The 19594-nt window shown below is 47.3% G+C and carries 17 protein-coding genes; 9 read left to right on the top strand and 8 right to left on the bottom strand.

Translation table 11 applies throughout. From position 1 onward, the window contains the following. Nucleotides 1-25: 25 nt before the first annotated feature. On the bottom strand, nt 26-1492 hold the full coding sequence (locus CDA54_RS00990) for a RimK family protein (protein WP_099033124.1): 1467 nt from the start codon (nt 1490-1492) through the stop codon (nt 26-28). 171 nt (nt 1493-1663) lie between these two features. Here CDA54_RS00990 and CDA54_RS00995 point away from each other — a divergent pair, with 171 nt between their 5' ends. The 5 genes from CDA54_RS00995 to CDA54_RS01015 all read left to right on the top strand — a co-directional run bounded on the left by CDA54_RS00995 (nt 1664) and on the right by CDA54_RS01015 (nt 7598). Beyond that, on the top strand, nt 1664-2767 hold the full coding sequence (locus tag CDA54_RS00995; RefSeq protein WP_218962356.1) for a GNAT family N-acetyltransferase/peptidase C39 family protein: 1104 nt from the start codon (nt 1664-1666) through the stop codon (nt 2765-2767). Between the two features lie 172 nt (nt 2768-2939). Further along, nucleotides 2940-3386: a terminus macrodomain insulation protein YfbV gene (gene yfbV / locus CDA54_RS01000; RefSeq protein ID WP_099033126.1), complete on the top strand. Its 447-nt coding sequence runs from the start codon at nt 2940-2942 to the stop codon at nt 3384-3386. A 99-nt stretch (nt 3387-3485) separates the two neighbouring features. Then, nucleotides 3486-5528: a S9 family peptidase gene (locus CDA54_RS01005; protein WP_099033127.1), complete on the top strand. Its 2043-nt coding sequence runs from the start codon at nt 3486-3488 to the stop codon at nt 5526-5528. Between the two features lie 82 nt (nt 5529-5610). After that, complete coding sequence (locus CDA54_RS01010; RefSeq protein WP_099033128.1) at nt 5611-6660, top strand: CNNM domain-containing protein; 1050 nt, start codon at nt 5611-5613, stop codon at nt 6658-6660. Continuing rightward, nucleotides 6660-7598 (top strand): glutaminase, encoded by a 939-nt coding sequence (locus tag CDA54_RS01015; RefSeq protein WP_099033129.1) that lies wholly within the window; start codon nt 6660-6662, stop codon nt 7596-7598. The genes CDA54_RS01010 and CDA54_RS01015 overlap by 1 nt, the downstream gene beginning before the upstream one ends. 15 nt (nt 7599-7613) lie before the next feature. Here the strand turns inward: CDA54_RS01015 and CDA54_RS01020 are convergent, their stop codons facing one another. From CDA54_RS01020 to xthA, 4 genes are all read right to left on the bottom strand, one after another. After that, on the bottom strand, nt 7614-8834 hold the full coding sequence (locus CDA54_RS01020; RefSeq protein WP_099033130.1) for a GGDEF domain-containing protein: 1221 nt from the start codon (nt 8832-8834) through the stop codon (nt 7614-7616). Between the two features lie 63 nt (nt 8835-8897). Continuing rightward, the gene (locus CDA54_RS01025) at nt 8898-10226 is read right to left on the bottom strand and encodes a hypothetical protein (RefSeq protein ID WP_099033131.1); all 1329 of its coding nucleotides are present in this window, start codon (nt 10224-10226) and stop codon (nt 8898-8900) included. Nucleotides 10227-10236: 10 nt separating this feature from the next. Beyond that, nucleotides 10237-10896 carry an energy-coupling factor ABC transporter permease gene (locus CDA54_RS01030; protein ID WP_099033132.1) on the bottom strand — a complete coding sequence of 220 codons (660 nt, stop codon included), beginning with the start codon at nt 10894-10896 and terminating at the stop codon, nt 10237-10239. 15 nt (nt 10897-10911) lie between these two features. After that, the gene (gene xthA / locus CDA54_RS01035; RefSeq protein ID WP_099033133.1) at nt 10912-11718 is read right to left on the bottom strand and encodes an exodeoxyribonuclease III; all 807 of its coding nucleotides are present in this window, start codon (nt 11716-11718) and stop codon (nt 10912-10914) included. 289 nt (nt 11719-12007) lie between these two features. Here xthA and CDA54_RS01040 point away from each other — a divergent pair, with 289 nt between their 5' ends. Both CDA54_RS01040 and CDA54_RS01045 read left to right on the top strand, forming a co-directional pair. Next, nucleotides 12008-12400, top strand: coding sequence for an MAPEG family protein (locus CDA54_RS01040; RefSeq protein WP_099033134.1), 393 nt, complete (start codon nt 12008-12010; stop codon nt 12398-12400). Then, nucleotides 12397-12927, top strand: a complete 531-nt coding sequence (locus CDA54_RS01045; protein ID WP_099033135.1) for a DUF2937 family protein — start codon at nt 12397-12399, stop codon at nt 12925-12927. The genes CDA54_RS01040 and CDA54_RS01045 overlap by 4 nt, the downstream gene beginning before the upstream one ends. Here the strand turns inward: CDA54_RS01045 and CDA54_RS01050 are convergent. The 3 genes from CDA54_RS01050 to CDA54_RS01060 form a co-directional block, all read right to left on the bottom strand. Continuing rightward, nucleotides 12917-13666 carry a metallophosphoesterase gene (locus CDA54_RS01050; RefSeq protein ID WP_099033136.1) on the bottom strand — a complete coding sequence of 250 codons (750 nt, stop codon included), beginning with the start codon at nt 13664-13666 and terminating at the stop codon, nt 12917-12919. The two genes, CDA54_RS01045 and CDA54_RS01050, sit on opposite strands and share 11 nt — an antisense overlap. Nucleotides 13667-13791: 125 nt before the next feature. Next, complete coding sequence (locus CDA54_RS01055) at nt 13792-14595, bottom strand: acyl-CoA thioesterase (protein WP_099033137.1); 804 nt, start codon at nt 14593-14595, stop codon at nt 13792-13794. A gap of 64 nt (nt 14596-14659) precedes the next feature. Beyond that, the gene (locus CDA54_RS01060) at nt 14660-16324 is read right to left on the bottom strand and encodes a response regulator (protein WP_099033138.1); all 1665 of its coding nucleotides are present in this window, start codon (nt 16322-16324) and stop codon (nt 14660-14662) included. A gap of 394 nt (nt 16325-16718) precedes the next feature. Between CDA54_RS01060 and CDA54_RS01065 the strand changes: the two genes are divergently transcribed. Both CDA54_RS01065 and CDA54_RS01070 read left to right on the top strand, forming a co-directional pair. Continuing rightward, the gene (locus CDA54_RS01065; protein WP_099033139.1) at nt 16719-18209 is read left to right on the top strand and encodes a CoA-acylating methylmalonate-semialdehyde dehydrogenase; all 1491 of its coding nucleotides are present in this window, start codon (nt 16719-16721) and stop codon (nt 18207-18209) included. Between the two features lie 223 nt (nt 18210-18432). Further along, on the top strand, nt 18433-19590 hold the full coding sequence (locus tag CDA54_RS01070) for an acyl-CoA dehydrogenase family protein (RefSeq protein WP_099033140.1): 1158 nt from the start codon (nt 18433-18435) through the stop codon (nt 19588-19590). Nucleotides 19591-19594: the final 4 nt, after the last annotated feature.

The raw sequence follows: 19594 nt of genomic DNA on the forward strand, positions 1-19594 counted from the left end.
ATGGAATCGGCGTTAATCAGACTCTCTATTGTAACTCCATCCGGCGCAAAAATTCTGCCATCACTTCATGATACAGAGCTTGGCCGAGAAATTTATCTTCTACACCAGAATCTATACTTGGGTTGTCATTCACTTCTATAACCGCGACCTTTCCTTCAGCGGTCTGCTTGATATCGACACCATAAAAACCATCACCGATGAGTTTGCAGGCCCGCAGAGCAGCATCCAGAACTTTGGGCGGTACCTCATAGGTTGGCATCGTTTCAAAACCACCAGTGGCTACATTTTTCGCATCATCATGGCGGTAGATTTGCCAATGACCTTTAACCATAAAATAACGACAGGCATACAAAGGTTTGTTATTCAGAACACCGATTCGCCAGTCATAGTCGGTATATAAGAACTCCTGAGCTAAAACCAAGGCCGAAGTGCGAGTTAATTGTTTCATTGCATCAACCAGCTCATCCATATCAGTGGCTTTAAACATCCCCCTGGAGAAGGCGCCATCGGGAATTTTCAGCACAATGGGAAAGCCCAGATACTCGATTGCATATTTAAGGCTCTGTTTATCGGTATGACTGAGCAATAAGGTTTTTGGCGTGGGAACTTTATTGGTACGCAGTAAATCAGCCAGATACACTTTGTTAGTACAACGTAAAATGGATCTGGGATCATCTATCACCACCATGCCTTCTGCTTCGGCTTTTTTGGCAAAACGATAGGTATGATGATCGATAGAGGTGGTTTCCCGGATAAACAGCCCATCGTATTCAGCCAGTCTTACGTAATCTTTCTTGTTAATTGGTTCAAGATTTATCCCTAATTTATCCGCTGCTTTAACAAAATGATTCAGAGCCTTTTTGTCACTTGGCGGCATCGCTTCCTGATCATCACATAGCATTGCCACATCGTAACGGTAGTGCTTCCGGGCTTTGGGTTTACGCCACAATCTGTTGCTGAAACGCTCCAGGGTATTGGCCAGGAATTCCTGCTCTTCATCACTGTGGATATCCTGCAGCGAAAGCGGCTGAATTTTATCCAGTGACCAATGACGATTCTTTACCAGTACGATTTCCAGAATTGGTGTTGGAAAACGTTCAAATACGGCTTTGCCCAGTTCTGTGAAATCTTTTGAACGGGTTTCACCAAGAAAGACCCTAACTGTCAGCTTGTTACTATTATCTTCTGTCTGGAGCTTATTAAGAGATTTGGCAATTTCTTCGAGCCTTAAGCTGTAAAGCTTTTTCCGACGTAAATCGTTGATGGTATTGATGTCCGGAATCACTTTGTGACCGCGCGCCTCTGCGAGCAGTGAACAGTAGTATCCACGTCCCAGTGAACGCTTGTTACGGCACAGGTTCAGTATGCGTACAGTGCGCTCAGATTTGACATCTGTTTTTGCCAGATACTGGTCAAAGGAAATGATTTCCCGGCTGGGGAAATATGGACTCCAGTCATCAAGATCGTCAACAACCACATAATATCCAGACATATTTTTCCTCAGAAATACTGAAACAATATCAGTGTAGATAATGAGCGCTAAGGTACAGGAATTTACAACATTGAATAATGGAATAAATCGATTAGAAAAATCACTTTTGATATGTTGTTTTTTTTTCTGGAACCAATACACTGCAGCCTGGTTTTTGTTCAGGTCATCTTCTTGATTAACCTTCATTTACGTTCCGCCACAACTGCTGATATTCCTGCCCTTGTGGCGTTGGAAAAACAGAGTTTCAGTACTGATAAAATTTCCCGGCGCAGTTTCAGTTACTTTATTCGCAAAGGGCACTGCTGTCTGCTTCTGGCGATTCAGGATGAAAGGCTGGCGGGCTACGCGTTGGTGCTGTACCGCAAAGGCACACAACTCGCCCGACTTTACTCTATTGCTGTGGCAGATGAGTTTCGCGGCAAAGGCGTCGCCAACAGCTTGTTACCTGAGGTTCAAAGGCTTGCTGCTAAACAACTTTGCCTGTTTATGCGCCTTGAAGTACGCATCGATAATGAGCCTGCCATCGGCCTCTATCGCAAATTGGGTTATCACCGTATCGGTATGGTCAAAGGCTATTATGAGGATGGTAGCGATGCTCTGCAGATGGAAAAGAGTTTAGGTTCGGCGTCGTTGAATCAGCCTTCTACAGACCGGTATCAGCAGACACTTGATTTTACCTGTGGTCCGGCGAGCCTGATGATGGCCATGCATAAGCTCGAGCCAAGCTATTCCATGTCGGCGCAGGAAGAGATCCAGATCTGGCGTGAAGCCACCACGATTTATATGACTTCAGGCCATGGTGGTTGTAGCGGTTTAGGGCTGGCACTAAGTGCCTGGCGCAGGGGATTCAAAGTAGATTTGTACGTCAGTCAGACGTCAGTGCCTTTTCTGAATTCAGTACGCGACCCACAAAAAAAAGAGGTCATGGAACGGGTTCATCAACATTTTCTCAGTGAAGCTAAACATACCGATATCACTCAACATTATATGCCGTTGTCGTTACCACAACTTGATCAGTATCTGGCTGAAGGGGCCGTGTTAGTGAGCCTGATCAGTGTTTGGCGGCTGACACGCACCAAAGCCCCTCATTGGGTTTTGGTGTCGGCAGCCGATAGCTACTGTGTTTCGGTAACCGATCCTGAAATGGATAAGGAGCCCTGGCAGACAGAGCTTGATTTTATTGACGTGCCGGTAAGCCGTGAAGAGTTTATTAAAATGGCGTTGTTCGGCAGGGAAAGGCTCACCAGCACATTGGTAATACAAAATCGCAAATGACCTATCTATGCGCGCCATACGTATAAATCATTTTATAAATCTGAATCTTATTGCACCAGACTGGTAAATTCTGCAGATAACAGGCAGATAGCTGATACACTTAAGAGTAACCTTTCGTGCTCAGCATCGGTCATCTGAGTACGATATCAGGCAGTCATCATGAGAGGCAGTTATGGCACAGTCAATTCCAGCTTTATTCAGGGATGGTCAGGATTATTTGCAAACCTGGCCAATGAAAAAGGAGCTTTATGGTCTGTTTCCGGAGTGCCGTGTGATTGCTGCCACCCGCTTCAGCATTCGTTATATGCCGCCACTTGCTATCCTTGTCGCATTTGTACATCTGGGAACGATGGGCCAGAGCGCGCTGCCACAAGCCATCGCGCTTGCCGCATTTTTTATCAGCCTGCCAATGCAAGGGTTGCTATGGTTGGGTCATCGCTCCAATCAACCGTTGCCCCCCGCTATGGCCAGCTGGTACCGGGATATTCATCAGAAGATGCGACAACAGGGTTGCCAGCTACACAGTGTGAAAGCGCGGCCACGATATAAAGAGTTGGCCAATCTTCTTAGTAAAGCTTTCAAAGAACTGGATAGAGTATTTACCCGTCAATGGTTCTAGGTATTGTGTCCAACACCTGATTTTTTGCGATAAAGTTCGGGTGACATGTTGATACAGCGATGCAACACTAGTTACGGACAAATAATCAGAGATCCAATAATGAAAAGAATATCTGCTTTAGGTGCATCTGCACTGCTTTGCTCCTCAACACTATTCGCCACAGAGTTGTCAGAAACGCTTCAGTCTCAGGATGTGTTTGATCTTGAATATGCTGCCGATCTTAATATTACCAATGATGGCAGCGAGGTTTATTTTATCCGTCATTACATGGATATTCACAGTGACAAGAAGCTGGGTAATATCTGGAAAGTAACGCAAAATGGTGAGTTGACACCTGTTACTACGGGTAAACATCAGCAATATGGTATGGCGTTGTCTCCTGATAATAAGCGCCTCGCCTATATCTCTTCAGAGTCCGGAAATCCTCAGATCCATATGCAATGGCTGGAAACCGGCGCCACCGGTCAGATGACAAACCTCACCACTGCTCCGTCCAGACTCACCTGGTCTGCGGATGGTAAATATCTGGCATTCCAGATGTTTGTGCCTGAAAAGGCCACCCCACCGGTATCGCTACCAGGCAAACCAGAAGGTGCCGAGTGGGCAGAGCCTGCTATTTATATAGATGATGTTTATTACCGTTTTGATGGTGGTGGTTATACCAAACCGGGATATACACAAATATTTCTGCTCAGTGCACAAGGGGGCACACCCAGGCAACTGACCTTTGATGAATTTAATAATAATGGTGCAATGAGCTGGAGTCAGGATGGTAAGCAGCTTTACTTTTCTGCTAACCGTCATCAGAATTTTCGCCTGGAGCCAGTGAATACTGATATTTACCGTTATGAACTGGCTAGCGGAGAAATATCCGCTGTGACAGATCGAAATGGACCGGACAACCAGCCATCTGTCTCTCCTGACGGCCGTTATCTGGCCTATCTGGGATATGACGATAGAGGTACCAACTATGAAAATACTCAGGTTTATGTACGCGATTTGTCATCGGGTAAGACACAGTCTCTGACGGCCGACCTGGATCGTAGCGTTGATAGTCTGCACTGGGATGGCAGCAGCCGCGGACTTTACATTCAGTATGATGACCAGGGCAAGACACGTGTTGCTTATCAGCCACTGAAAGGTAAAGCTAAACAGCTTACCGATAAACTTGGTGGTCAGTCGTATGGAAGGCCTTACACCAGCAGTGAATTCGATGTTGCCAGTGACGGTACCGTCACCTTTACTTATTCGGCACCAGATCGTCCCGCGGACGTAGGTCTGCATACAGGTGGCAAGGATATTCAACTTACGCACCTGAATGACGACGCGCTGGGGCATAAGACTCTGGCCAAAGTTGAAGAATTTTGGTTTAAGTCGTCAGCAGATGGTCGCGATATTCAGGGATGGATTGCTTACCCCCCGGGCTTTGATAAGGATAAAAAGTACCCTATGGTGCTGGAGATCCATGGAGGTCCGGTAACCGCCTATGGTCCGCATTTCGCTGCTGAAATTCAGCTTTATGCTGCTGCCGGATACGTGGTGGTGTATATAAATCCAAGGGGCAGTTCCAGCTATGGAGAGGAATTTGCGCAGACTATTCACCTGAATTACCCAAGCCAGGATTACGACGATCTGATGTCGGCAGTTGATACGGTAATTGACAAGGGCTTTATTGATGAACGTGAGCTTTTTGTTACCGGTGGTTCTGGTGGGGGAGTACTGAGCGCCTGGATTGTTGGTCACACTGACAGATTTAAAGCGGCAGTGGTGGCTAAGCCGGTTATAAACTGGTACAGCTTTGTATTGACATCAGATTTCTATCCGTACTTTTATAAATACTGGTTTGCCGCTAAACCCTGGGAAGATCTTGAAGGTTATATGCAGCGCTCACCGATCAGTTATGTGGGTAATGTGACTACACCAACAATGTTGTTAACGGGTGAAGCTGATTATCGGACGCCTATTTCAGAGTCTGAGCAATACTACCAGGCGCTTAAGCTACAGGGCGTTGAAACGGCCATGGTGAGGATACCGGATGCCCCTCACGGTATTTACAAGCGTCCCAGTAACCTGATGAGTAAAGTGGAGTATATTCTCTGGTGGTTTGAACAGTATCGGGATGAAAGGCCGGTTAAAAATTAGCCTTTAAACAGGAATTTTGATACAAAGCAGGCTCCATTTATGATGGAGCCTGTTTTTTATTTAGTAACCCGGATTCTGCATTATGCTATTGCTTTTGCTCTATGTGTTTATTGCACTGGTCTTTTCGTTTTTATGTTCTGTGGCCGAGGCGGTGATCCTGAGTATATCTTCTGCCTATATTTCGGTGCAGGAAGAACAAGGAAAGGCCAGCGGCAAACTATTGCGGGAACAAACCAGCGATATAAACCGGCCCTTGTCAGCGATTCTGACCCTGAATACGTTTGCTCATACTTTTGGTGCGGCAGGCGCAGGCGCTCAGGCTGCAGTAGTGTTTGGTAATGCCTGGCTGGGGCTGGCTTCTGTAATACTGACCTTGTTGATCCTGATTTTCTCTGAAATTATCCCTAAGACAATTGGTGCCACCTACTGGCGAAAGCTGGCTCCGGCCACAGCTTACTTTCTCAGATACCTGATTTATTTTATGTATCCCTTTGTGAAAATGTCCAACTGGCTGACCCGTCACTTTACCGAAGATAGTCCACTAAAAGGCCTCAATCGAGCAGAGTTGCTGGCAATGGCGGAGTTGTCAAAAGACGAAGGTCAACTGGCTATGCGCGAAGCGCATATTATGCAGAACCTGCTGAACCTGCACCAGTTGTCTATCCGGGAAGCCATGACTCACAGAACTGTGGTGTTCTCTGTGCCCGAGAGTATGACCGTTGAAACCTTTTTCCATAAACACGACAGCACATCCTTCTCCCGCATTCCGGTATACGAAGATGAACCTGAACAGGTATCGGGTTTTGTAATGAAAACCGATTTGTTACTGGCTCAGGCCCGGGGCAACGGCAAACGTCAGCTAAAAGAATATCGGAAGGATATGGTGACCATGTTAAGTAGCATGCCACTGGTGCGGACTTTTGACTACTTTCTGGATAACCGCGCCCACATCTTATTGGTGGTCGATGAATATGGTGGTCTGGAGGGGATCCTGACCCTTGAAGATCTGTTGGAAGCCATGCTGGGTATGGAGATTGTCGATGAGAAAGACAAAAATATCAGCATGAAGAAACTGGCTCATCTGATGAGTCGGCGACGGGAGTCCGAAATGATGATCCATAAGGACGATTAATGGACTGGACGGTAAAACAGGGATTTGAGATTGAGCCTTTTTTGCAGCAATTAGTGGGTGAGGCTAGAGCCTTGCCGGTGAGCGGCAAAGTAGCTGACTATATTCCCGCCTTAGCGCAGGTAAACCCTGATAAGGTTGGATTGGCGCTGGCCACGGTTGAAGGGAAGCTCTATTCAGCAGGTGATTCAACAACGGAGTTCTCGATTCAGAGTTTGTCAAAGATACTGGGCCTGGTCATGGCGATGAACAGAATTGGCGACAGTCTTTGGCAACGGGTGCATATGGAGCCTTCAGGTTTACCCTTTAATTCTATTGTTCAACTTGAGTATGAGCACGGTATTCCGCGTAACCCCTTTATTAATGCTGGTGCTATTCTGATCGCTGACGTGCTGGCCAGTCATTACTCGGCCAGTCGTCAGGCATTTATCAGTTTCATTCGAAAGTTGGCCGGAAGTGATCAGATCTTTGTTGACGAAGATGTACTTCAGTCTGAAAAACAACATGGCAGCCGGAATGCTGCAATGGCCTACCTGATGAAGAGTTTTGGTAATGTAGAGGGCGACGTAGACCGGGTATTGGATCATTATTTTTACCAGTGCTCGGTAAACATGACTTGCGAGCAATTAGCCTCAAGCCTTACTTTCCTCGCCAATCGGGGGCTTCAGCCCGTGACGCAACGCGTGATTTGTTCACGTCGCGATGCGCATCGGGTGAATGCCATCCTCTCTACCAGCGGGATGTATGACCAGTCAGGTGAATTTGCTTTTACAGTTGGTCTGCCTGCAAAAAGTGGGGTAGGCGGCGGCATTGTTGCTATTGTACCGGGCTACGGTGTGATTTGTGCCTGGAGCCCGAGACTCAACCACTTTGGTAACTCCTGCCTGGGAATGCATATGATCACGGGTCTGGCGGAGCAATTGGGTTTGTCTGTCTATTAGTATTATCGGGTGGGTCTATCTGCTTTTTACACAATTTCTGCCTGCTTTTTTAGCATCATAAAGTGCCTGATCGGCTTGTTTAAGCACTTCACTGAATTGACTGTGCTTGCGGGATTTGGTGGCAACTCCGAAACTACAGGTGACACCCACCTGCTTTTGCGTTGATGTGCGTCGATGAGGATTGGTTTTCTTTGCCGTTTTTTTCACTGGTCTGTCATGAGCCCGGATCACCATCTGGTAACCGGCAATTTGTTCCCGTAATGATTCGATATGAGGCAACACCTGTTGCCCGGATTTTCGTGCAAAAACCAGAGTGAATTCTTCTCCACCATAGCGAAAAGCTTTCCCCCCGCCGGTGACTTTTTGCAGCTTACTGGCGACCAGTTTGAGTACCTGATCGCCTACATCATGGCCGTAGGTATCATTAAAGGATTTAAAGTGATCAATGTCGGCCATTACCACCACATAGCGACTTCCAAGAGTCTGTGTATACTGCATCAGCGCACGGCGAGAGGGGATACCCGTCAACTCATCTCTGAAAGCCATATTATGACTGTCGATAATAACGGCAGTTAAAAACACCAGCGCCAACGTAAACACCGTAAGCTGTGTGGTAACAAACTGGTTTTGGTAATCCAGCACCGGTAATACCAACATGCTGGCAAAGAGCATGCAGTGGCTGTGGCTGGCATTCAGCAACAACTTCAAAAGTGCCAGTAAGGTCACTAAGAGATAAAAACACCAGTCCATAGGTGATAGCGCACCGTCCAGAGGAGAAGGTAACAGATCATGCACAGGGACAAGCCAGTGCTGCCACTCATCTGGAAAGTACTCATACAATAAATAGGTGGCCAGAAGGGTCACTAACATCCAGACAACGGCTAGCCCCATATTGAACAGGGCGAATCCCCGGTCTTTATCCCATAGAAGTACACACAACAGGGCCATCAGACCCGGAGTAGTCAGCTTGCTGCTGATTGCAGTATGCACCAGTGCAGGCCAGAGGCCCTGAACACACAGATACGCCAGAAGTATACAGGCGATGACCATACGGCTGCGGCCGAATTTTAATGCCACCAACATCGCAAAGAGAATGGCTACTAAGGGTACATAACTGAGTTGAGCAGACCACCGGAACAACAAGGAATGGTTGCTTTGTGCCAGCCACTGGACCAGCGCCAGTAAAACAATTGCGGGCAATAAACGGCTGGCTAAACTCTGTAGTCTTAACAGCATCTAAAAAAAGACCTCAGTAGCTAAAAAAGCGGTAAAAAGACAACAATAAAGAATCCAGCAGTATTATTTGTCCTGCGACATTGTCAGCAGCGTTTTCATGGTCAGATCAAGCAAACGCTGCATTTTTTTCGCCGCGTCATTGACCCGGACTTCAGCGTCGCCTTCTACGCCAGTGTGAGCTGCCAGAGTAAACTCCCGACCTCCCATTACACCTGGAAGACACAGGTGTGCGAGCATGGCCATTTCTGATTTTCCACGGGTCTCACTGGGTCCCCAGCCAATTTTTTGAAAAATTCGCCAGTTTCCTTCATTGTGCTGATCAAGCACGTTTTTGGCACTACTGACGTTACCTCCCAGCGCCCGACTGAGCGCATGAGGGATGAGGCGGGAAATGCCCATGATCATTCCACCATGAGGATGTTCACTATCAGAGTGACCATCGCCATAAAACAGTGTCTGAACATCTTCCCCGGTAAGATTAGGATGGCGGGTCATTTTATCTCGTTCGTGAACTGCAAGCCGTTTTAGCCACTCTGCCTGCGCCAGTGTCGTCATCGGCTTGTTACCGGTCAGACCGCAGGTTTCACAGCGGTAGCTTCGATAGCCAGGATCTGCGGTATTGGCTGTCAGTATGGGCATCGCGGCTTGTTTTTCGGATTCTGTATCGAGCCAAAATGGTGCCCCGGGATTAAAAATTTCCACATAGTAGCCCCCCCGCAAGCCAACAGTGGAATTCGACAGTTTTAGCCAGTTACCCTGAAACAGGCCGGTGATGTAATCACGGCCGGCAGCATTTACCATGTACGTTGCGATGGCATTAGAGTTACCGTTAGCCTTTCCAAAGGGCTGATAGGTGTGAATGCTGGTAATTAGGTCTGCCACGGGCACGTAGCCCCCGGCAAGGCTCCTGGCGCCAACCCCCTGCGATCTGGCTTTGCTGATTGCGCCGGTAATGGCCATTACCTTTGACGTGCTCCAGGGCTCATAGAGCGTATCCTGACTATGTCCGTTGGCAAGGTAACGGTAAGCCATTTCGTCGCCCTGCTGGCGGTGGTCAATAACCAGTACTTTAGTGTCTGGCTCGGTTTCGCCAAAGTAGTCCCAGTCAGCGCTGATGCGTTGTTCCCATCCCGGTTCATTTAACCGGCTTTGTCGTGATGATTTATATTCCGGGTTGTTTTTTTCAGATTGTGCAAGCGTACAGCTAATCGATCTCTGCTGCATATTTTCAGGCAGCAGTGCAGAGGCTTTTAGCACATTCTGATAAAAAGGTGCATCCTGCAATCTGGCTTCAACGCGTTGCTGGGCATTGTCTGAAGGTGTCTGAGCGGCAACCTGCGAAACCCCGCTTAACAAGAAAAAACTGCATAGTGCTCTGTATCTGTTATTCATTCTTATACTCTCAGGGATTTTTATCCAAATAAAACTTGTCATAAAAAGTGTAAACCCAACTGGGTTTATACATCACCAACAGGGTCATGGTCATGCCATTCAGCATGGCTTCGGGGAACAGCAACAGGGGAATCAAAATCAGATAATTTTCCTGAATAATCGTCCAGTCGTGAATACCTTCCAGCCAGTAATATCCGCCCAGGGCGAACATTTTTAAGGCAATCATCAGAGCCCCCGGCAGAAATGCGCAGACAAAAATATAAATAAAGAAGTGCCGGGGAAGTTTATGAAAGGCGAGATTGTAACAGCAGTAACTCAGGCCTATTGGCAAAAATATACCCAATAACCCATTGATACCAAACAGGTTCCAACTTTCTTTTCCAACCAGGGTAACACCCAGTAGTGCAAGTGATGCACTTAACATTGCCCCCCGAAAGCCCATAACCAGTGTCAGTGCAGTCAACCACAAGAAATGAACATTCAGGCCAGTATAGATTCCGGCCCGGAATAACCAAAGTACAAATAAACAAGCCGCCGATCCGAACAGTAAATGCTGGAGTTTTCTGTTCTCTATCAGGATCTGAACCGGTATGGTTCTGACTGCAACGAACAATACAGCCAGATAAAAAAACCATGAGAGCCCCTGAAGCAGCGTTATAGTCTCAAACAAAGATTATGTGTCCTGTTACTGATACTCAGCCCAGATCGGGGCATGATCTGAAGGTTTTTCGATACCCCTGAGCTGGTAATCAATACCAGCATCCACCAGTCGTTGGTGTAATGGTTGCGTCGCAAGAATCAGGTCGATACGTAAACCGCGGTTATCATCAAAACCACGTGAACGATAATCAAACCAACTGTATTGATCTTCGGTGTCCGGGTGCAAGCTACGAAAGCTGTCCTTCAGGCCCCAATCAAGCAAGGTATTCAGCCAGACCCGTTCTTCGGGGAGAAAACTGCATTTGCCTGTTTTCAGCCAGCGCAGCCTGTTAGCTTCGCCAATACCGATATCCTGATCCTGATGAGAAATATTCACATCGCCCATAACGACCAGGTTTTCATCCGGGCTATGATGATTGTTCAGGTAATTCATCAGATCAGCGTAAAACTTGCGTTTGGCGGGGAATTTGGTCTCGTGTTCCTGATTTTCCCCCTGTGGGAAATAACCATTGAGAACGCGTACAGACTGGCCATCAGGCATAGTATAGCTGGCCATAATCATACGGCGCTGGGCTTCAGGGTCATCGCCCGGGTAGCCACACTGAACTGACGAAGGGGCGTGTTTAGACAAAAGGGCTACACCATAGTGACCTTTCTGGCCATGGTAGTGCACTTCATAGCCCATCGCCTGGACATCGGCCAATGGAAACATATCGTCATGTACTTTGGTTTCCTGCAAGCCAATCACATACGGTTGATGCTTATCAATCAGTGCCTGAAGTTGGTGCAGCCTGGCTCTTAGTCCATTGATATTAAAGGAAATAAACTTCATGATGTTCGCTGTTTCTGAAAAGTTGAACTATGTTAGCAAATCCAGCTGGTAGCAGTAACCCTGTTTAGAGCGAATAGTTTTATGAACGCTATACTCAAAGCTATGCCAAACGCTGATGTATTTACAGTGAATAGAAATCCACAACATACAATTTGTATCCCACTGAAAGTTAAGATTTTTTACTTAATAAGTAATACCTATTACATTAACCATCACGGTTAGCATAATTTTAACTATCAGTTAGCTTTGCGGCTGTTATGAACAGAACTGAAAATGGATAAGGATCGCTATGAACACTCTTTTTTACACTGGATTATTAGCCTTGTTGGTGGTATTTCTCTCTGCCAGAGTCATCGTGCTGAGAAACAAGCATAAGGTTGCCATAGGTGACGGTGGCAATACCGAGTTACAACTTGCCATTCGGGCACAGGGTAATGCGTTAGAGTATCTGCCTCTGACATTGCTGTTGATCTTTATGATCGAAGCTGCCGGGCTGTCCCCGCTCATCATTCAGGTTCTTTGTCTGATTTTGCTGGTTGGCCGGCTGGTTCATGCTTATGCTATCCCGGCGAAAAACCTGCGTCTAAGGGTGGTGGGGATGTTACTGACATTTCTGGTGTTACTCGCCGCAGCCGGAATCGCAATTGGCTACGCCTTGCCCCGGTTAGGCCTGTTAATATGATTAAAGGCCTGCTGAGAACCTGCCACGGCTATTTCCGCATAACCCTTTTTATGGCCGCGTTACTGGCGGGCCTGCAGCTCCCAGCGTTTATTTTGCATTATGAAAATACCGTTTTGGCACACCTGAGTGAGGCACGCCAGAGTCTGCAACCGTTTATAGCGGATGCCAGAGTCCATACGGATGGTGACCTGAACAAGCTTATTCAACGTTATCGGCAAAACGCTGACGCCGCGGTGCGCGCTGGCGGTATCAGTGTGAATACCCTGGTGAAGCGTCGTGATTACCTGGAAGAACTGGCAATGAGATTGCAGGCATCACAATGGCACCGTATCTGGCACGGGCTTTTTGATACCGATCCACGGCTTTTCGCCGAGGCAAGAGAACATTACGACTATCAGATTGTGCTTAACGCAACGGCAATTGGCTGGGGACTGGTAAGTGGTCTGCTGGTGATGGTGTTGTTTGATTTGCTCTCTGCACTCTGTACATTACCTTTCCGTCGCCGACCATTTATGATCAACCAATAACGGGTTGAAAACGGGTTTGCTTTTGCACCGTTTTAAGCAGCTTTTTTAGCTTCCATAATTTCAACCTGCCTTTGCCTGGCAGAAATCTGGCTCCCTGATTTATGGCTACAGTATTGCCTTTAACCCAAATTTTCTGAGCGGGCTCACCTGCAGTTACGATACAGCTCATTGGTGGGTAAACTACCGCTTTGCTTTCCTGTGATATACCTGTTTGCAGACAGTCACAAAGTTCGTTCATACTGGCTTGCTGATACCTTTCGGGTGTAAAAGGCAATAAGGGCAAACCGTTGGTAACACCAACATCCGCATAAGATTGTTGCTGAATGCGAAAAGCAATGGGTACTTTAGCGAGACTGTCACTGAACTGTGACAGGTCTTCCTTTAATTGTAACTTTGCATCGAAAGCCCAATCTCCTCCATGGGTATACCAATTCAGGTAATGCTTCCGTTGCAGTGCTTCGAGCATATACAGTTCGTTGGGGCCTATCACCGGGAAAAACCAATGCGATGACAATAAGTGCAGTACTTTGAGGCTGTCTTTACCATAGTTAATCAGGTTTCCGGTGCAGAATAGCCGATCACAGCGAGGATCAAACCCGGCCTTAGTCAATGCCCGTTGCAGTGCGTCGAACTGTCCGCAGATATCCCCGACAAAATAGTCTTTACCACATTGATTTTCGGCGACTATTTTCAGACGGCAAATACCGGATAGCAGCCTTTGCAGTGACGCTTGTTGCATGACGAATCCATAAATCGGAAAAACGCATCATGACCATAAAATATACGCCCGGTCTTGAACAGACAGGATTAACACTGGTCACAAATAATTCATCCAGGCTTCACAATCTCAGGCCAGATTTTGCGTTAATCGAATACAGCGATAATCTGGCGACTGATGGCCACCAAATCCCCTCTGGCATCCCAGATGTTGGCCTCGCTGTGGCAATAGCCATCGGCGGCCTGGCGGGTATCTGCCTGATAAGCAAACCAGTCATCGGCTGCTACGGGCTGATGGGGATGGATAAACTCCAGGTTCCAGCTCATGGTGCTTGCCGGTGCAGGCCAGCGCAGCATCTGTAATATGGTCGGTGGCCAGGCATCAATCAGCGCGATCAGGTGGGCATCGCTGACCTGTTCCGGCGTGTCAGTAAACCGCATCCAGCCGCAGGTTCTTGCCGTTTTTTTACCGGTAAAGGGCAGGCCACCCTCAACCAGGAAAAGATCTATATGTTTTAAAAATTTAGGGGTGACTTTGGGGATTTGCGGGATAAATTTTGCCTTTTCAGGCAGCGCCATATTGTGTTGTGTCTGATTGTCGACCCGCACTTTGGAGTCTCTGTGAGTACCAAAGCAGGCCTGGCAGAATACTGCGACCTGGTCATTCTGTAATGCGCGGGCTGTTACCTGAGTCACATTTTTTCCTTCGCGCAGTACCTGTACCTGAATTTCAAGTTCGGCTCCGGCATTCAGAGGGCCGACAAAATTGGTGGTTAGTGACCTCAGAACCCTATCCGGTTTAACCGTATTTTTTATCGCCTCGTAAAGGAGGGCCGCAGATAAACCACCGAATACGGTTCTGCCCTGAGCCCAGCTTTTGGGTACCGTCAGCAGACAGTTTCCGTCAATCGAATTCTCGCGTATTTGCTGCAAAAGCTGGTCTATATGCATGGTACTTTTCACTCAGTATAAAAATACCAAGCCTAACTGGTCAGATGAGATGAGTAAAGTAGGTCTATTCGTCTGACTCAGCGTTGTCGGAAGAAGCTACTTCCTCAATTGACAGAGTATCTAGTTGATCTTTTTTGATTTTTTGTACAATTCCGTCAAAGCGTTTGGCGTTAGCAGAGGAAAGGGGCTGGTCGGTAAGCTCCTGTTGCAGTGCGGCAATACTGATTTTTTTATGCACCAGTTTTTTTGCCTCGACCATGGATTGTAATAAGTTGAGACTAAAAGCGGGTTCGCTGGGGAAAAGTATATACGCTTGATAAAACAGGTCGATGGCGTCACTGAAGTTATCTTTTACGTAAAATGCCAGCCCGCGCTTGTTAAACTCCAGCGAACGCGATTTTTTATCGCCCAGAGCCTGTTCATTTTTCCGCATCATCAGACTGGAAACCGTCCGTTCATTTTCATCTGGCAGATTGGCCAGTTTCTGTTCCAGTTCGTGCAGCATTTCGGAGGCTTTGCCTTTTTCGCCGAGATCGTGCCAGGTGCTGACTGCGTCCGAAAGAGTTGGAATGTCCATAAACTCCGTATCTTCGAGGCCTTCCTGTGACAAAAGCTCACGGGCCCTGGCTTTGTCATCTTCAAGCACTGCGGCCAGTGCGGTCATATAGTTGCGCTTAATGTCAATGTCACTTCCCTGCATATTGCGACCTGCACCACCAATTAAATAGCGGGCCACTTGCAAATGTTTACCACGTTCATTGATTGGCGTATCACGGGCTTTTGTCAGATAGCAACGTGCCAGGTCCAGAGATAATTCAGTAAATCGCTCACGGATATTGCGGTTGGACTCGCGCTTTTTTTCAAGAAGATTAATGGCTTCATCCATTTGATCCTGTGTTTGGTAAAGATAGGCTTTAAGACGCGCTGCAGAGAGAGACAGTTCACCGTCTTTTATTCTGTCCATGTAGGTCTGGGCTTTATCATAATCTTCTTTATCGATATTGATTCTGGCCAGCCATTCACAGGCTTTATCGCTGGTAAGGTGCGTGTTGAGCATCGCTCCAAGCATTTTTTCACTTTCCTCGGTTTCCCCCATAAGATGAGTACTTTGAATCAGCCCCCATTTTGCCCAGATAATCTTATCCGACGTTTTAAGTACCTCCTGATAAATTTCGGCGCTTTCCTTATAGCGCTTCAACTTGGTCAGGATCCTGGCCTTAAGTTTGATCATATTGGTGCGATATTTTGGCTCTTTGTTGCTTTTCATCAGCAGTTCAAGACTTTCCAGCGCTCTGGAGTAATCATCTTTATCCATCAATTGCATTACCGGCTTCATAAAATGATGGAACCGCATACAAGATAAAAGGGTCTTTTCCAGGTTTCGGATAGTGTAGGGCTTAAGCACCAGTGCATCAGGATGCACATCCATAATCTGACCGACTATCATGGGAACCCGATCTGAGGTGACAAAGACAATGCAGGTGGAGGGCTTGAGCAAACCTTCTTTTTGCATTTCGTTGATCACTTCTACGCCGTTTTTATATAACCCGAGATGAAAGTCCATAAGCAGAAGGTGAAAGTGACGCTGTTTGAGAGCAGGTTTGAGTTCTCTACCCTGACTGTAACAACCAATATCAGAAAACCCCATTTCCAGAAGATGGTTGCGCAGATTGATACGGGCAACGCCGTTATCTTCTACCACCGCAATATTGATTTTGTTTCTATCCAAAGGTAAAGGCCATTCTCAATTGCAACAAGCTCTAGCATAGCAATCAATCGGCTTATACCAAACGAACTTAATAGATATTCACGTAGGTTGAACCCATATTTCCGCTGGATAAACTTAATGATGAAGTGTTAGTGAGTCTGATCTGAAGCCAGGGCATATAGCAGGATAGCGTTAACCCTGACCTGACAGAAAAGAGAATTTTCGACTTTAATTGGTATTATCTGCCATTACAGGGACCACGACCATAAGCTGTCTAAGCTAGTTTACAGAGTGAGATAACGAGTTAGCTGTTTTTATCACTTGACGTTAACGTTAAGGTAAAAAATCTGCTAATGTACCTCACACTTTCTTAACAAGCTGCCGGCGTTTCGGCAGATGACATAACAGGTGCCCAATGAAACAAATTCCTTTGCTGATTAACGGCGAGTTTATTGCTTCAACGTCTCAACAGCATATTGATGTCACGAATCCTGCCGACAATCAGGTGATCGCTCAGGCTCCCTGCGCTACCCATGAAGAAATGGAAAGTGCCATTGCCAGTGCAAAAGAAGCGTTTAAGACCTGGCGTAATGTGGCAGTGTCGGAGCGTGCCCGGTTGATGATGCGCTATCAGGCATTGTTAAAAGCCCACCATGATGAGATAGCTGAGATTCTCAGTCAGGAAACCGGAAAAACCTTTGATGATGCCAAGGGCGATGTGTGGCGCGGTATTGAGGTGGTAGAACAAGCCATGAATATTCCTGCACTGATGATGGGTGAGACAGTGGAGAATGTTGCCAGAGGCATAGATACGTACAGCTATACCCAGCCTCTGGGTGTGTGCGTTGGCATAACGCCGTTTAATTTCCCGGCAATGATCCCGCTGTGGATGTTTCCATTAGCTATTGCTGCAGGCAACACCTTTATTCTGAAACCCTCAGAGCAGGATCCAATGACACCGACCCGTCTTGCAGAGTTGTTCCTTGAAGCCGGAGCGCCGAAGGGGTTATTGAACATTGTGCATGGTGGCGCCGATCAGGTTAATCATCTGCTTCACCATGAAGAGACCAGGGCCGTGTCATTTGTAGGTTCAGTGCCCGTAGGCCAGCATATTTACAAAACGGCTACAGATAATATGAAACGCGCACAGTGTTTTGCCGGTGCGAAAAACCATTCAGTGATTATGCCTGATGCGAATAAAGCTCAGGTCCTGAATAATCTGGTGGGTGCATCAGTTGGGGCTGCCGGACAACGTTGTATGGCCATTTCTGTGGCCGTTTTTGTGGGAGATTCAAAAGACTGGATCCCGGAATTGGCAGAGATGATTGCTAAAGTGAAGCCAGGCCTTTGGAATGATAAGGAAGCGGGCTTTGGACCCTTGATCAGTGACAAAGCCAAACAGCGGGTATTGTCTCTGATTGAGCAGGGTAAGCAGGAAGGTGCCACCTGTCTGGTGGATGGCTCTGACTTTAATTTGCCCGGTTATGAGCAGGGTAATTGGGTGGGGCCGACAGTATTTAGCAACGTGACTGAAGATATGACCATCTACAAAGAAGAAATCTTCGGGCCGGTACTTTGCTGTGTCGTGGTGGATAGTCTGGAAGAGGCCATCGCCTTGGTGAATCGTAACCCTTACGGAAATGGCACCAGTATTTTTACCGCCAATGGTGCTGCCGCACGTAAATACCAGCATGAAATTGAAGTGGGACAGGTAGGTATCAATGTACCGATTCCTGTGCCCCTGCCATTTTTCTCTTTCACCGGCTGGAAAAACTCTTTCTACGGTGATTTGCATGCTTATGGAAAACAAGGGGTGCGTTTTTACACTGAAACCAAGACGATCACCAGTCGTTGGTTTGAAGACGACATTCCTCAGGGGCCGAATATGACCATTAGCCTGCGTTAGTGATATTCACCACGGAGACACAGAGAACACAGAGAAGAATTGGTTGTAGCTGTTTTGATGGTTTTATAACGGTCAAAGAATTTGGTCTCTCTCATCAATCAACAGCTTTAACTTATCATCCTCCGTGCCCTCTGTGCCTCTGTGGTAAGCAGCCTTTAACAGAACTTAGCATTGGTCGGTGTATGCCGACCTAATAAGCCAAAATACTCAGAGGTAATATAAGGTGAATTTTAATCTTACCGACGATCAACAGGCGTTTGCCGATACCGCCAGACAATTTGCGCAGCAGGATCTGGCTCCCCATGCCGCTAAATGGGATAAAGAACACTATTTTCCCAAAGAGGTGATCCAAAAAGCCGGCGAGCTGGGTTTTTGTGGCTTGTATACCCCTGAAGAAGCGGGCGGCTTGGGCTTGTCCCGGCTCGACTCGTCAATCATATTTGAAGAGCTGGCCATGGGGTGTACTGCCACTACTGCGATGATGACTATTCATAATATGGCCACCTGGATGATTGCCACCTGGGGTACACAGAACATAAAGCAACAGTGGTGTGAGGCGTTAGTCTCCGGTCAGAAACTGGCGTCCTATTGTTTGACTGAACCTGGCTCAGGATCTGATGCTGCAGCGCTGCGAACCAGCGCAAGAAAACAGGGTGATCACTATCTGGTAAATGGTTCAAAGATGTTTATCTCCGGTGCGGGTGAAACCGAAGTGCTGGTCGTGATGGTGCGCACCGGTGAACAGGGCCCCAAAGGTATTTCTGCATTGGTCATACCGGCAGATGCAGAGGGTATTGTGTATGGAAAAGCAGAAGAGAAAATGGGCTGGAACGCCCAACCCACGCGTCTGGTAAGTTTTGAGAATGTAAAGGTGCCGGTTTATCACCTTCTGGGTAGTGAGGGCGAAGGTTTTAAATTCGCCATGCAAGGCCTCGACGGTGGTCGCGTAAACATTGCCACCTGTTCGATAGGCACTGCCCAGCAAGCACTGAATACGGCGCGTGATTATATGCATGAGCGTCAGCAATTTGGTAAACCGCTGGCCGCTTTTCAGGCATTGCAGTTTAAACTGGCAGACATGAATACCGAGTTAGTAGCAGCCCGGCAGATGGTTCGGCTGGCGGCGTTTAAACTGGATCAACAAGACCCTGATAAAACCGCGTACTGTGCAATGGCCAAACGTTTTGCCACCGATGTGGGCTTTACTGTTTGTGACCAGGCGCTGCAAATACACGGTGGCTATGGCTACATTCAGGAGTACCCTCTGGAGCGACATGTGCGGGATGTCCGCGTACATCAAATCCTTGAAGGGACCAATGAAATTATGCGCCTGATTATTGCCAGAAGCATTCTGGCCGAGGGCGCCCAAGATATACGTTAATACC

Source organism: Lacimicrobium alkaliphilum (assembly GCF_002591895.1).
Lineage (GTDB): Bacteria > Pseudomonadota > Gammaproteobacteria > Enterobacterales > Alteromonadaceae > Lacimicrobium > Lacimicrobium alkaliphilum.